Annotated in this window: 10 protein-coding genes; 9 read left to right on the top strand and 1 reads right to left on the bottom strand. The window is 69.6% G+C overall.

Annotated elements, in window-relative coordinates; all coding sequences use genetic code 11:
* The first annotated feature begins 24 nt into the window (after positions 1 to 24).
* The 9 genes from AC3FNH_RS11310 (at position 25) to AC3FNH_RS11270 (ending at position 11,589) form a co-directional block, all read left to right on the top strand.
* Positions 25 to 1,782, top strand: a complete 1,758-nt coding sequence (locus AC3FNH_RS11310) for an arylsulfatase (RefSeq protein ID WP_488720111.1) — start codon at positions 25 to 27, stop codon at positions 1,780 to 1,782.
* Positions 1,783 to 1,840: 58 nt separating this feature from the next.
* Positions 1,841 to 4,480 (top strand): fused MFS/spermidine synthase, encoded by a 2,640-nt coding sequence (locus AC3FNH_RS11305; RefSeq protein ID WP_488720110.1) that lies wholly within the window; start codon positions 1,841 to 1,843, stop codon positions 4,478 to 4,480.
* On the top strand, positions 4,477 to 5,454 hold the full coding sequence (locus AC3FNH_RS11300; protein ID WP_488720109.1) for an AAA family ATPase: 978 nt from the start codon (positions 4,477 to 4,479) through the stop codon (positions 5,452 to 5,454). Before AC3FNH_RS11305 ends, AC3FNH_RS11300 begins: the two co-directional genes overlap by 4 nt.
* Positions 5,455 to 5,470: 16 nt before the next feature.
* The gene (locus AC3FNH_RS11295; RefSeq protein WP_488720108.1) at positions 5,471 to 6,499 is read left to right on the top strand and encodes a DUF58 domain-containing protein; all 1,029 of its coding nucleotides are present in this window, start codon (positions 5,471 to 5,473) and stop codon (positions 6,497 to 6,499) included.
* The gene (locus AC3FNH_RS11290) at positions 6,496 to 7,041 is read left to right on the top strand and encodes a DUF4381 domain-containing protein (RefSeq protein ID WP_488720107.1); all 546 of its coding nucleotides are present in this window, start codon (positions 6,496 to 6,498) and stop codon (positions 7,039 to 7,041) included. The genes AC3FNH_RS11295 and AC3FNH_RS11290 overlap by 4 nt, the downstream gene beginning before the upstream one ends.
* Positions 7,028 to 8,050, top strand: coding sequence for a vWA domain-containing protein (locus tag AC3FNH_RS11285; protein ID WP_488720106.1), 1,023 nt, complete (start codon positions 7,028 to 7,030; stop codon positions 8,048 to 8,050). The genes AC3FNH_RS11290 and AC3FNH_RS11285 overlap by 14 nt, the downstream gene beginning before the upstream one ends.
* Entirely contained in the window at positions 8,050 to 9,687 is a 1,638-nt protein-coding gene (locus tag AC3FNH_RS11280) for a vWA domain-containing protein (protein WP_488720105.1), read from the top strand. The genes AC3FNH_RS11285 and AC3FNH_RS11280 overlap by 1 nt, the downstream gene beginning before the upstream one ends.
* Positions 9,684 to 11,024: a BatD family protein gene (locus tag AC3FNH_RS11275; RefSeq protein ID WP_488720104.1), complete on the top strand. Its 1,341-nt coding sequence runs from the start codon at positions 9,684 to 9,686 to the stop codon at positions 11,022 to 11,024. The genes AC3FNH_RS11280 and AC3FNH_RS11275 overlap by 4 nt, the downstream gene beginning before the upstream one ends.
* Positions 11,025 to 11,145: 121 nt before the next feature.
* Positions 11,146 to 11,589: a thioesterase family protein gene (locus tag AC3FNH_RS11270; RefSeq protein ID WP_224080864.1), complete on the top strand. Its 444-nt coding sequence runs from the start codon at positions 11,146 to 11,148 to the stop codon at positions 11,587 to 11,589.
* A 3-nt stretch (positions 11,590 to 11,592) separates the two neighbouring features.
* Here the strand turns inward: AC3FNH_RS11270 and AC3FNH_RS11265 are convergent, their stop codons facing one another.
* Positions 11,593 to 13,230: an MFS transporter gene (locus AC3FNH_RS11265; RefSeq protein WP_488720103.1), complete on the bottom strand. Its 1,638-nt coding sequence runs from the start codon at positions 13,228 to 13,230 to the stop codon at positions 11,593 to 11,595.
* Positions 13,231 to 13,310: the final 80 nt, after the last annotated feature.

Here is a 13,310-nt window from a genome sequence, read left to right as displayed (position 1 = left end):
CGGGTCAATGAACGGAGGCGGGACATGCACCGAGTTGAAGAGGGCATAGGGAAACGAGGGGGCTCCAGGCTGGTGATGCTGGCCATGGCCGCTGCCGTATTCACCATCGCGGGCTGCGGCAAGAAGGAGACGCCGCCCAAGGAACAGCAGCCGGCGGCACAGGCGCCGGCCGCGGCGCCGGAATCCGGCGCGGCCGCGCCTGTGCCGGCCAAGGAGAATCCGCCGGTTGCAGCCAATGCGCCGGTTCCCGCCGCTTCGGCGCCCGCGCTGGCGGCCACCGCGCCGTCCGGCAAGAAGCCGAACATCCTCGTCATCTTTGGCGATGACGTCGGACAGACCAACATCAGCGCCTACAGCCACGGCGTAGTGGGCTATCGCACGCCCAACATCGACCGTATCGCGAACGAAGGCATGATGCTCACCGATTACTACGGCGAGAACAGTTGCACGGCGGGCCGCTCCACCTTCATCACCGGTGAGGTCGGCTTGCGCACGGGCTTGCTGAAAGTCGGCATTCCGGGCGCGCCGGTCGGCCTGCAGGCGCAGAACGTGACCATCGCCCAAGCGCTCAAACCGCTTGGCTATGCGACCGGCCAGTTCGGCAAGAACCACCTGGGCGACCGCAACGAGTACTTGCCGACCGCGCACGGCTTCGACGAGTTCTTCGGCAACCTGTACCACCTCAATGCGGAAGAGGAGCCTGAGCGCCCGTACTACCCGAAGAACGATACGGCCTGGGTCAAGGCGAACGGGCCGCGCGGCGTCCTTCACTCCTACGCCGACGGCAAGGTGGAAGATACCGGTCCGCTGAACCGCAAGCGCATGGAAACCATCGACGACGAAACCACGGCGGCGGCGATCGGCTTCATGGAGAAGCAGGTCAAGGCCGACAAGCCGTTCTTCGTGTGGATGAATACGACGCGCATGCATGCCTTCACCCATGTTCGCCCGTCCATGCAAGGACAGAGCGGCATGCCGGGCAATGAGTACGCGGACGGCATGCTCGAGCACGACGGCGATATCGGAAAACTGCTCAAGTCGCTCGACGACCTGAAGGTTGCCGACAACACCATCGTCGTCTACACCACCGACAACGGGCCCAACCAGTGGTCCTGGCCGGACGCGGCAACCACGCCGTTCCGCAGCGAAAAGGACACCAACTGGGAAGGCGCATTCCGTGTGCCGGCACTGGTGCGCTGGCCGGGCAGGATCAAGCCCGGCACGGTGTCCACGACGATGATGTCCGGTCTCGACTGGTTCCCGACGCTGCTTGCGGCGGCCGGCGATGGTGACGTCAAGGACCGGCTGCTCAAGGGCACCAGCATCAGCGGAAAGTCCTTCAAGGTGCACCTGGACGGCTATAACTTCCTGCCATACCTGACCGGGCAGACCAACGTCGGACCGCGCCAGGACTTCTTCTACTTCAACGATGATGGCGTACTGGTGGCCATGCGCCACAACGACTGGAAGTTCGTGTTCTGCGAACAGCGCCAGCCGGGCGGCTTCGAGGTGTGGGCCAACCCCTTCACCTGCCTGCGCGTGCCAAAGGTATTCAACCTGCGCATGGACCCGTATGAGCGGGCGGATATCGTCTCCGATCAGTACTATGACTGGACGGCGAAGAATGCCTATATGGTCAGCTATGCAGCGTCGCGTGTGGCGCCGTTCCTCCAGACGTTCAAGGACTACCCGCCCAGCCAGCGCCCGGCGAGCTTCACCATCGACCAGATGACCGAGGCGGTGATGAAGTCCATCGACAAGGGGGCAGGCGCCGGCAAGTAATACCAGTGGCAATGGTTGGCCGGGTCACTCCGGCCAACCTCTTCACCAGGATCGCACCATGAGAGAAGCGCATGCCGGCGCCAACGCCGGCAAGCAGCAAGCGCGGCACAGATCTGACAAACCGCGGCGCCCGGAAGGCGCCGCGTTGCAGGCAGGGCAGGGTCAACTGGCGCATGACGGTGCCGTGCTGGCACCTGCCCTGTTGCTTTTCGCGTCCGGCGCGGCCGGGCTGATCTACCAGGTTCTCTGGATCAAGCAGCTCGCGCTGGTGGTCGGAGTGGATGTGCACGCCGTCACCACCGCCGTGAGCGCATTCTTTGCGGGCCTCGCACTAGGCGGCTGGCTGCTGGGGCGCGTGGCCGACCGTCATGCGCAGCCGCTGCGGCTGTATGCGTGGCTTGAAATCGCCGTGCTGGTGCTGGCCATTGGCGCCACGCTGGCGCTGGCGCGTGCCGCCGCGCCGTTCGCCTGGCTGGAAGGCCGCGCCGGGCTGCTGGCCTGGGCGCTGCCGTTCGTGCTGGTGATCCTGCCCGCGGCGGCCATGGGTGGCACGCTGCCTGTGCTGATGCGTGTGCTGGCGTCGCGCACGGGCCAGGTCGGCACGCATGGCGGACGCCTCTATGCCGCCAACACCGCGGGCGCCATTGCCGGCACGCTGCTGGCGGGCTTCGTGCTGATCCCGTGGCTCGGCATCACGGGCAGCGCGCTGGCCGCGGCCACGCTCAACGGTCTCGCTGCAGTCGCCGCGCTGACCCTGGCGTCACGCGCGGTGCCTGTGGAGGAGCCGGCCACGACTGCCATCGCGCCAGCCTCCGCACAGTCCGCGCGCGATGCGGGCGACGGCCGCCTGGCATTGGTGCTCTACGCCGCTGCCGGCGGCATTGCGCTTGGCTATGAAGTCGTGTGGTCGCAGGCCATCGTGCAGTTCATCAGCACGCGCACCTTTGCGTTCACGATCGTGCTCGCGACTTATCTTGCGGGCCTTGCGACCGGCAGCGCGCTGGCTGCGCGCCGGGCCGACCGTGCGCGCGACCCTTGGGGCGCGTTCGCCATGCTGATTGCCGCGGCAGGGCTGGTTGCGCTGCTGGAGATCGTCGTGCTCGGCGAATGGCTGCTGCAGGCGCAGGCGGCGGTATCGGCCTGGGCGCAGTCGGTCACGTCGAACGGTCTGCTGGCCGCCTGCGCGAGCTTCGCAGTGGCGGCGCTGTGCGTGGTGTTCGTGCCCACGCTGCTGCTGGGCGCCGCGTTCCCGTTCGTGTTGCGCGTGGGCGTGGATAACCACCGGCTCGGCGCTGGCGTGGGCGCGGTGGTGGCGCTCAATACGCTGGGCGGCATCGCCGGTACGGTGGTGGCTGGGTTTGTGCTGGTGCCGCGTATCGGCCTTGTCCATACGCTGTCCGTACTGGCCGTGGGCGCCGGCATTGTCGGCGTGATTGCCGTGGCGCTCGGCTCGGGCGTGCGCAAGCCGGCGCGCTGGGCCGTGCCGATGGTGGCGCTGCTCGCGGTGATTGCCGCGGCGTTTGCGCCCGCGGACCGGCTCGCCACGCTGCTGGCGCGCGCACGTGGCGGCGAGATGGTGTTCTACGAGGAAGGCCGCGGCGCCACCGTGGCGGTGGTGAAACAGTCGTCGTCGAGCCACTCGTTCAACCGCCTCTATATCCAGGGCGTGTCCAATTCCGGCGACACCATGACGTCGCTGCGCTACATGCGGCTGCAGGCGCTGCTGCCGCTGATCGTGCACAGTGGCACACCGCGCTCGGCGCTGGTGATCGGCCTTGGCACCGGCATCACCGCCGGAGCCACGCTGCCGTATCCGGGCCTTGAGCAGCGCGTGGTGGCCGAGTTGCTGCCGCCGGTGCTGCGCGCCGTGCCGCAGTTCCAGGGCAACTTCGGCGTGGCCGGCGACCACCGCATTGAGATCCGCCTGCGCGACGGCCGGCGCGAGCTGCTGCAGAGCGACCAGCGCTACGACCTGATCACGCTGGAGCCGCCGCCGCCTTCCGCCGCGGGCGTGGTCAACCTGTACTCGACCGATTTCTATCGCCTTGCGGCAGCGCGCCTGCAAGCCGGCGGCCTGGTCGCGCAATGGCTGCCGCTGCCCACGCAGAACGACGAAGACACGCGTTCTCTGGTGCGCAGTTTCCTCGACGTGTTTCCGTATGCGACGCTGTGGACCACCGAGCTGCACGAGATGATGCTGGTGGGCTCGCTGGCGTCCATCACGCTCGATCCCGTGCGCATCCGCGAACGTTTTGCACAGCCGGAAGTCTCGGCTGCGCTGCGCGAGGTCGGCGTGGCGTCGCCGGCCGCGTTGCTGGCAACCTGGGTGACGGACCGCGCGGGCCTGGAGCGCTATGCTGGTGACGCGCCCGCCGTGACCGACGATCACCCCCGCATCGAGTATGCGACCTGGGTGCGGCGCGCCGAGTTCCCGCAAGTCCTGCAGCGCCTGCTGACGCTGCAGACCGAGCCCCCGCTGACCGAAGCCGATGCCGGCCTGATCGCCGATATCGGGCAGGAACGCGAAACGCTGCACACCTTCTACACGGCCGGCCTCGATGCCTACTACGGCGACCGAGACGCCTGGGCGCTGCATATGCAACAAGTCATGCGTACCGATCCCGACAACCCTTACTACGCCTGGTTCGGAGGTGGCCGCCGAAGCTCCGCCCCGGCGCCATCGAGGAATGCCCCATGAGCAACCGCGTCGGCGTGCTGGCGCTGCAGAGGCGCATGGGCGAAGCCATCGTCGGCCAGCAGCACATGATCGAGCGCCTGTTGCTGGGCCTGCTGGCCGATGGCCACTTGCTGGTGGAGGGGTTGCCGGGCCTCGCCAAGACGCGCGCGATCAAGGTGCTGGCCCGCAACCTGGAAGCAAAGCTGTCGCGCATCCAGTTCACGCCCGACCTGCTGCCGGCCGATATCACGGGCTCCGAGGTGTACTACACCGAGGGCGGCAAGGGCGAGTTCCGCTTCCAGGCCGGCCCGATCTTCGCCAACCTGGTGCTCGCCGACGAGGTCAACCGCTCGCCGGCCAAGGTGCAGGCCGCGCTGCTCGAAGCGATGGAAGAGCGCCAGGTCACCGTCGGCGGCGTGACCCACAAGCTCGATCCGCTGTTCCTGGTCATGGCCACGCAGAACCCGATCGAGCAGGAAGGCACCTATCCTCTGCCCGAAGCGCAAATGGACCGCTTCCTGATGCACGTGAACGTGACCTACCCGGAAGCGGACGCCGAAGCGCAGATCGTGGCGCTGGCGCGTGCCGAAGAATCGGGCGCGGCCGCCGGTACGCAAGCGCCCGCGGTACAGCGGCTCGCACCCGAGGTCATCTTCGCCGCGCGGGCCGAGATCCACGGCATCCACGTGAGCGAAGCGGTGGCGCGCTACATGGTCGCGCTGGTGCATGCCACGCGCGAGCCCAAGACCGTCGACGCCGAGCTCGATCGCTGGATCCAGGTGGGCGTGAGCCCGCGCGGCTCGATCGGGCTCGACAAGGTGTCGCGCGCCTATGCCTGGCTGCATGGACATGACTTTGTCTCGCCCGAGCACGTGCAGGCTGTCGTGCATGAGGTGTTCCGCCACCGCCTGATCCTGTCGTACGAGGCGCACGCGGCCGGTGTCAGCGCCGATGCCGCGATCGACCGCCTGGTGCAGCAGGTCGCCGTGGCCTGACGCGGCGGCCGGCGCCATGCGTTCCCATCTTGCCTCGCTTGGCCGCTCGCCGGTGCCCGCCGGGGAGCGTCCTGCCACGCACGCGCAAACCGGTGTCAGCGTGGACGCCGCGGCGCTGGCGGCGCTCGAAGTCGCTGCGCGCGATTTTCATTTCCTGCCGCGCCAGCCCGTGCACAGCGTGCTGGCGGGCCGGCATGCCTCCCGGGTGCGCGGGCGCGGCCTGACGTTCGAGGAAGTGCGCGGCTACCTGCCCGGCGACGATATCCGCAGCATGGACTGGCGCGTCACCGCGCGCACCGGCAAGCCGCACGTGCGCGTGTACAGCGAAGAGAAGGACCGCCCGGTGCTGCTGCTGGTGGACCAGCGCATCAATATGTTTTTCGGCAGCCGCCGCGCGATGAAATCCGTGGTCGCGGCCGAGGCCGCGGCGCTGGCGGCGTGGCGCGTGCTGTCCGAGGGCGACCGCGTCGGCGGCCTGGTGTTCGGCGACGGCGAATGCACCGAGCTCGCGCCGCGCCGCAGCCGGCAGGCCGTGGAGCACCTGCTCGGCGAGATCGCGCGGCACAACCAGGCGCTGCGTGCCGATGCCCCCGCGCGGCGCGGCGCCGGGCAACTCAATGCCGCGCTCGAGCGAGCCGCGCGCCTCGCGCGGCATGACCACCTGGTCATCGTCATCAGCGATTTCGACGGGCATGACGCGGCCACGCGCGACCTGATGCTGTCGATGAGCGCGCGCAACGACCTGCTGACGATGCTGGTCTACGACCCGTTCCTGCTCGAACTGCCGGACTCCGGCCACCTTGTCGTCAGCGACGGCGAGTTGCAGGTCGAGCTGGGATTCGGCCACGCCTCCACGCGCAAGGGCATCGCCGAATTCGTCGATGCGCAGAGCCGCAACCTACTGGGCTGGCACCGCGCCATCGGCGTGCCGCTGCTGCCGCTGTCGGCCGCGGAGGAGACGCCGCTGCAATTGCGCCGCCTGCTTGGCCAGGCGCTGCCGCAAGGCCAGGCCACGCTGCGCGCCCGGCAGGGAGGGCGGCCGTGAGCGACCTGACGCACAGCACCGCGGCGCCGGATAGCGCGACGATTGCCGGCGATCTCCGGCAGATGGCCGAAGTGGTCGAGCCTCCGCCGCCGTCATGGCGGCCGCAGACCATCGGCTGGCCGGTGGCGGGCGCGATCGTGCTGGCGCTGCTGGCCGCCACAGCCTGGCGCTGGTGGCGCCGTTACCGCGCGAACCGCTACCGCCGCGAGGCCCTGGCCGAGCTGGCACGGTTGCGTGCGGGCCTGGCCGTGTCGCCGCAGGCACGGGCGCAAGCGCTGGCCGCCATGGCGGAACTACTCAAGCGCACCGCGCTGGCGGCGTGGCCGCGCGCGCAGGTCGCCAGCATGGCGGGCGCCGAGTGGGCCAGGTTCCTTCAAGCCCACGCGGGCAAGGCCGGCGCGGCGGTGCCGGTGCTCGCGACGCTGGTCAACGACGCGCAGTACCGCGATGCCGCGGTGCTGGCGCAATGGCCCGACAGCCAGGTGGCGGCCACGGCCGCGGCCTGCCAGCAATGGATTGCCCGCCACCATGTACCAGTTTGAATACCCGTGGTTCTTCGTGCTGCTGCCGCTGCCCTTGCTGCTGTGGTGGCTGCTGCCGCCGTATCGCGAAGAAAGCCCGTCGGTGCGCCTGCCGTTCTTCGGCGAGGTCGCGAGCGCGGCGGGGCTGAAGCCGGCGCCGGGAGCGGTCGTGCCGCACAGCAACTGGCTGCAGCGCATCCTGGCGCCGCTCGCGTGGGCGCTGCTGGTGACGGCGCTGGCGCGCCCGCAGTTCCTGGAGGCGCCCATCGAGAAGGTGCAGCCCGCGCGCGACCTGCTGCTGGCGCTGGACCTGTCGCAGTCGATGGACACGCGCGATTTCCGCGACCCGGCCGGCGCACTGATCCCGCGCGTGCAGGCGGTGCGCGACGTGGTCAGCCGGTTCGTGACGCGCCGTCCCGGTGACCGCATCGGCCTGCTCGTGTTCGGTGACGCGCCGTACCCGCTGGCGCCGTTTACGCTCGACCATGTGCTCGTGCAGTCCATGATCCATGACCTGCTGCCGGGGATGGCGGGCCCCGGCACGGCGCTTGGCGATGGCATCGGCCTTGGCATCAAGATGTTCGACCAGAGCCAGGCGCCCGAGAAGGTGCTGATCGTGCTGACCGACGGCAACGACACCGCCAGCAAGATGCCGCCCGAACGCGCCGCGGAGATCGCGAAGGAGCGCCATGTGATCGTGCATACGATCGGCATCGGCGATCCGTCCGCCGAGGGCGAGCAGCGCGTCGATCTTGGCGTGCTGCAGCGCATTGCCGCGCAGACGGGCGGGCGCTATTTCTTCGGCGCCGACCAGGCGGGACTCGAAAGCATCTATGCCACGCTCGACCGCATCACGCCGCACAACCACAAGACGCTGTCGTGGCGGCCGCGCCGGGAGCTGTTCAAGTGGCCGCTCGGCGCCGCGGTGGGCGTGGTGCTGTGGTACCAGCTCGTCATGGCGTTGTGGTCGGCGTGGCTGTCGCGTCCGCGACGGCCTGCAGCGCCGGAACCGGCAGCGCAGGAGCCGTGATGCAGGCGCTCGCGGACTTTCACTTCCTGCGCCCATGGTGGCTGCTGGTGCTGGTCCCGGCGGTACTGCTGGTATGGGCCGTGCGCCGCCGCGGCGATGTTCGGCGCCGCTGGCGTGATGCGATTGCCCCGCATTTGCTGGATGCATTGATGGTCGGCGAGCGCCGCCGGCTGGCCATCCGTCCCGTGCACCTGACTGCGCTGCTGCTCGCACTCGGCGCCATCGCGCTGGCCGGTCCCACGTGGGAGCGCGAACGTCCGCCATTCCTCGACGACAAGGCACCGCTGGCGATTGCTATCGACCTGTCGCCGACCATGGACGCGATCGACGTAACGCCTACGCGGCTCGAGCGCGCCAAGCTCAAGGTCAAGGCGCTGCTCGCGCGGCGCGATGGCGGGCGCACGGCCATCTGGGCCTACGCCGGCTCCACGCACCTGGTGCTGCCGCTGACCGACGACGCCACGCTGCTGCAGACCTTTGTCGATGCGCTGCAGACCCGCATCATGCCCGCGCCGGGCAAGGACACCGCGCTCGCGCTGCGCACCATCGACGCGGCGCTTGCGCATGAGGAAGTGCCCGGCACCATCCTGTTCCTGACCGACGGGGTGGAGGCCGCTGCCGTGCGGGGGTTCAAGGCCCAGGCCGGCAGCGGGCGCAGCCAGCCGGTGGTGCTGGCGATCGGCACCGAGCGCGGCGGACCGCTGCGCAGTGGCCCCGAGGGCTTTGTCGAGAAGGACGGCGTGCGCGTGTTCGCACGCATGGACATGGCCGCGCTCAAGCGCTTTGGCGACGACACCGGCGTGCCGGTCGCCACGTTCACGCCCGATAGCGACGACGACGTCGCCTGGGTGCAGCGCCACGTGCAATCGCACCTGGCGCGCAAGCAGTCGGCGGACAACACGCGCTGGAAGGACGAGGGCTGGAGGCTGACGATCCCGATCGCGCTGCTCGGCGTGCTGTGGTTCCGCAAGGGCTGGACCGTACGCTGGATCACGGGCGTGCTGCTTGCTGTGGCGCTGGCGGCGCCGCAGCGGGACCTGCGCGCGCAAGCATCGGCGCCGGATGCCGAAGCGCCGCGCGCGTGGCGCTTTGTCGACCTGTGGCTCACGCATGACCAGCAGGGCCGGCGCGCTTTCGAACGTGGCGATTTTGCCGGCGCCGCGGCGCTGTTCGACGATCCCATGTGGCGCGGCGTGGCGCAGTACCGCGCGGGGCAGTACGCACGGGCGGTGCAGAGCTTCGCGCTGGTCGATTCACCCGAGAGCGACTTCAACCAGGGCGACGCGCTCGCGCGGATGGGCAAGTACAAGGATGCGGCGGCGCGCTACCGGCAGGCCCTGAAGCGCCGCCCGCAATGGCCTGCGGCCACGGCCAACCTGGCGCTCATGGAAAAGCTGGCGGCGAAGGCGGACAAGCCGAAGGAAGGCGAGGAGCCGCCCGACATCAAGCCAGACGAAGTGAAATACGACAGGGATGCCAAGCCACCCGAGGGCGCAGGCAAGAAGCGCGAGATGGGTGCGGTGGAAAGCGCCGAGACCTGGATGCGCGCGATCCAGACCACGCCGACCGAGCTGCTGCAACGCAAGTTCGCGTTGCAGCAGAGCCAGGCGCGGCCGGGCGCCGGAGCCCAGCCATGACGCGCGCGGGCCGGGGTCTCGGCATCTGGTGCACCGGTCTTGCGCTGTGGCTGGCGAGCGCGCTCGCGCTGGCAGCCGACCCACTCGTGCGTGTCGAGGTGGCGGCGCAGCAGCCCGTGCTGCCGGGCCAGCAGATCCGCATCGAGGTGACGGTGCTGGCGCCCAACTTCTTCCTGTCCGCACCGGTCTTTCCGACACTGCAGGTGCCCGGCGCGATCGTCACCATGCCGGACGACCGCGGCCAGAACACGGTCGAGACCATCAATGGCGCGAGCTATGCCGGCATCCGCAAGACCTACCTGTTTGCCGCGGAGCAGGGCGGCGATTTCCAGTTGCCACAGGTCTCCATCGCGTTCACTTATTCCGGTGATGATGGCAAGCCGCGCCAGGGCAGCGTGACGCTGCCGGCCACAACCATTCGCGCTGCGGGCGCCGCAGCCACGCTGCCGGTGGCGCGGCTGATCGTCACGCAGCACTTCGACCGTCCGGTCAGCGGCCCGCAGGCGCATTTCCATGCCGGCGATGCGCTGGTGCGCACCGTCACCACGTTCGCGCCGCAGACCCAGGCCATGATGATCCGGCCGCCGAAGGTGGAGGCGCCGTCAGGCGTGCGCGTGTTCGCGGGCGATCCGCAACTCAGCGATGCCGCGCAGGACAGCGCCGGCAATGCGGGCGGCAGCCGCACGGACCGCATCACCTATGTGTTCGAGCACGCCGGAACCTTTACGCTGCCCGCCATCAAGGTGGAATGGTTCGATCCGGTCACGCGCAAGCCCGGCGAATCGGAGGCGCCCGAGGTGAAGGTGGACGTGGCCTCCGCGCCGGGGCTGGCAGGACTGTCACCGACCGGCCCCCACGCCGCGCCCTTGCCCGGAGAGCGCGGTGCCGCATGGCGCCGGTGGCTGTGGGCGGCCGGCGGCGTCCTGGTATTGCTGCCGGCGTGGCTGCTGCTGCGTTGGGCCCGGCCGCGCGTGGCACGCCTGCGCCGGGCGCTCGCGGCACGGCGCAGCGCCAGGGCGGCCGGCAGCGAGGCGCGGCTCGCGGTGCTGCTGCAGGCTTGCCGCGACAACGACGCGGCGGCGGCTTATCGCGCGCTGGGTGTCTGGTCGCACACAGCGTGGGGCAAGGCGCCGTCGGAATGGGTGGCCGGCACCGGCAACGCGGCGCTGGCGGCCGCCGTCGGCGAGCTTGAACGGCGTCTGTTCGGTGCCGGTGCCAGCGCGAGGCCATGGAGCGGTGGCGAACTGGCGCGCCTGTTGCCGGAATATGCCCCCGCGCACCGGCCTGTCCGCGCGCGTCGGGCCACGCCGGCAGCGCTGCCGCCGCTCAATCCCTGAGGCCTGCTGGCCGAACCGGCCGGATCGACTATGATGGGCGCCTCGCCGCCAGCCTGCGGGGATGGAATGATCCTGCGCCACGCCTGGTGGCGGCTTCCTGTCCACTTTGCCCGATGCCGCCATGGCCCGTCTTCAGCTCGACCTCCCCGACGACCAGTTCTGCTATTCGACCCACCTGACCGTGCGCGTCACCGACATCAATTCGGCCAACCACCTGGCCAACGATTCGATGATCTCGATGATTTCCGAGGCGCGCGCCCGCTTCCTCTTCGAGTTCGGCAGCGAGGGCGACCAGGTCGAGGGCCTCGGCATCATCGTCACGGACCTGGCCACCATGTACCGCAATGAAGCGCACGCGCGCGACCAGCTGCTGTTCGAGGTCGGCGTGATGGATTTCAACAAGTACGGCGGCGACATCATCTTCCGCATCACGCGCCCGCAGGACGGCGCGCTGATCGCCATGGCCAAGTCCGGCTTCGTGTTCTTCGACTACCACCAGAAGAAGGTGATGCCGATGCCGGCAGGGTTTGCCGGCCGCTTCCCCAAGGTCAACTGGCTCGGCTGAGCCTCATGCTTCGGGCGGTGCCGCTGGCGCGATGAAGTGCGACACTACGGGCGGCTGATCGCCGGTGTGGAAGGTCAGGGCGCGTTCCTGGATGTCGCGGTCGTGCAGCGTCACGCGCTCGTGCTGGCGCAGGTGCTCCAGCCAGGACACGACCTGGAAGCACTCCAGATAGCGTCCGGGCCGCGCGGCGTCCTCGAACAATCCCCATGAAAAGGCGCCGTCGCGCAGGCGCGCCTGGCTCAGTTCGTCCAGCGTGGCGACGAAGCGTGCCGCGTTTTCGGGCTGCACCTGGTACTCGATGGTGATCAGCACCGGGCCGCGGTCATGGCCGACTTCGTCGCTTACTTGCGGGGCCGGCCAGTGCATGGACGGCGCCAGGCGTGACGAATCGCCCTGCTGTAGCTTGTAGCGCCACGTCAGCGCGATGGCGAGCAACGCGCCGGCGCTGGCGATCAGCAGCGCGGCAGGGATGCCGAGGCGGCTTGCCGCCTGGCCCCAGACAATGCTGCCGGCACTCATCGAGCCGAAGAACACCGTGACGAAGATCGACAGGCCGCGCGCGCGCACCCATTCCGGCAGCGAGGTCTGTGCCGACACGTTCAGCGTGGTCAGCACGGCGATCCACGAGGCGCCCGCCACCAGGCTCGCGGCGCCGGCCGCAACCGGGTTGTGGATCGTCGCGAACAGCAGCAGCGCGACCACGGTGCCCAGCGTGCCGAGCGCCACCACGCGGTCCGGCCCGAGCCACTGGCGCAGCCGGCCCAACCCCAGCGCGCCCAGCACCGCGCCCACGCCCACGCAGCCGAGCAGCGCGCCGTAGAGCTGGGCACCGCCGGCCAATATCTGGCGCGCGATCAACGGCAGCATGGCCCAGTAGGCGCTGGCGAACAGGAAGAATGCGGCAGCGCGTGCCAGCGTGGCCTTGAGCGCCTGGCTGTGCCACGCAAAGCGCACGCCGGCGCGCATCGCGCCGAGCAGGTCTTCGGCAGGCAGGCGGCGCGTGGCCGGGGCCGGCGGGTGCCACCACGCGAGCGCGGCAACCACCGCCAGGAAGCTGGCGGCATTGATCAGGAACGGCGCGGCTACGCCGATGCCGGAAATGATGAAGCCCGCCAGCGCGGGCCCGATGGCGCGGCTGATGTTGATGCCCACGCTATTGGTCGCCACTGCCTGCTGCAGTGCCTGGCGCGGCACCAGGCTCGGCACGATGGCCTGCCAGGCCGGCGCCGTGATGGCGGCGCCCACGCCCATGGCGAACGTGAACAGCAATAGCAGCGCCGGCGTGGCGCCGCCCAGCAGTACGACGATGCCCAGGCCGGCCGCTACTGCGGCCATCACCACCTGCACCACCAGCAGCATGCGGCGCCGGTCGAGGATATCGGCGAGCGCGCCGGCCGGCAGGGCCAGCAGGAACACCGGCAGCGACGTGGCGGTCTGTACCAGCGCCACCCAGGCCGGCGACGGCGCCAGCGAGGTCATCAGCCAGCCGGCACCCACGTCGTGCATCCAGGTGCCGATATTGGACAGCACGGTGGCCGTCCACAGCACGCTGAAGGCGGGATAGGCAAAGGGGCTGGCAGCCGGGGCGGCGTCGCCGGACGAGGAGGGAGCGGGGGAAGGGGTGGCCTTGGATCTGTCCACGGGCGGCTCCGAAAAGGGGGCGCGTCAGTCAGGCAATTCCAAGGCTAGGCAGAAAAACGGCCGCGCAAGGCGGCCGTCGA

The organism is Cupriavidus sp. 22TCCZM01-5 (assembly GCF_057798915.1).
Note: the sequence above shows the minus strand (reverse complement) of the source record. Positions and strands in the feature narration are given on the sequence as shown.

Bases quoted from the DNA above. Each gene is read 5' to 3' on its own strand.
- AC3FNH_RS11285 (WP_488720106.1), top strand. From the start codon at position 7,028: ATGTACCAGTTTGAATACCCGTGGTTCTTCGTGCTGCTGCCGCTGCCC.
- AC3FNH_RS11305 (WP_488720110.1), top strand. From the start codon at position 1,841: ATGAGAGAAGCGCATGCCGGCGCCAACGCCGGCAAGCAGCAAGCGCGG.
- AC3FNH_RS11275 (WP_488720104.1), top strand. From the start codon at position 9,684: ATGACGCGCGCGGGCCGGGGTCTCGGCATCTGGTGCACCGGTCTTGCG.
- AC3FNH_RS11295 (WP_488720108.1), top strand. From the start codon at position 5,471: ATGCGTTCCCATCTTGCCTCGCTTGGCCGCTCGCCGGTGCCCGCCGGG.
- AC3FNH_RS11270 (WP_224080864.1), top strand. From the start codon at position 11,146: ATGGCCCGTCTTCAGCTCGACCTCCCCGACGACCAGTTCTGCTATTCG.
- AC3FNH_RS11280 (WP_488720105.1), top strand. From the start codon at position 8,050: ATGCAGGCGCTCGCGGACTTTCACTTCCTGCGCCCATGGTGGCTGCTG.
- AC3FNH_RS11310 (WP_488720111.1), top strand. From the start codon at position 25: ATGCACCGAGTTGAAGAGGGCATAGGGAAACGAGGGGGCTCCAGGCTG.
- AC3FNH_RS11300 (WP_488720109.1), top strand. From the start codon at position 4,477: ATGAGCAACCGCGTCGGCGTGCTGGCGCTGCAGAGGCGCATGGGCGAA.